The sequence below is a fragment of the Spirulina sp. CCNP1310 genome, assembly GCF_034932185.1.
Taxonomy (GTDB): Bacteria; Cyanobacteriota; Cyanobacteriia; order Cyanobacteriales; family Spirulinaceae; genus Spirulina.
Genome location: NZ_JAYGHW010000038.1, coordinates 1 through 602, shown reverse-complemented (window position 1 = coordinate 602; position 602 = coordinate 1). Strand labels below are relative to the sequence as shown.

General features: G+C 54.5%; 1 pseudogene. It reads right to left on the bottom strand.

From position 1 onward, the window contains the following. Positions 1–602: pseudogene (locus VB712_RS08050) on the bottom strand (photosystem II D2 protein (photosystem q(a) protein)); the annotation flags it as partial.

The following is a 602-nucleotide window of genomic DNA, read 5'->3' as shown; positions in this document are numbered from 1 at the left end:
TGGGGTTGATCTTGGGGAGCCATCCAGGCCCGCATCCCTTCGTTTAAGAGAATGTTCTTCGTGTAGAACGTCTCAAACTCAGGGTCTTCGGCGGCGCGAATCTCTTGGGATACGAAGTCGTAGGCCCGCAGGTTCAACGCTAAACCGACAATACCAATGGCGCTCATCCACAGTCCAGTGACGGGAACGAACAGCATGAAGAAGTGCAGCCACCGTTTGTTACTGAAGGCAATTCCGAAGATTTGGCTCCAGAAGCGGTTTGCGGTCACCATACTATAGGTTTCTTCCGATTGGGTTGGATTGAACGCCCGGAAAGTGTTGGCTTGGTCGCTGTCTTCAAACAGGGTATTTTCTACCGTTGCCCCATGGATGGCGCACAGCAGCGCACCGCCCAAAATCCCGGCAACCCCCATCATGTGGAAGGGGTTGAGGGTCCAGTTGTGGAACCCTTGCAGGAAGAGGATGAATCGGAAGATCCCTGCTACCCCGAAACTGGGGCCGAAGAACCAACTGGATTGTCCCAGGGGATACATTAAGAAGACGCTGACGAAGACGGCGATGGGGCCAGAGAAGGCGATCGCATTGTAGGGACGAATCCCCAC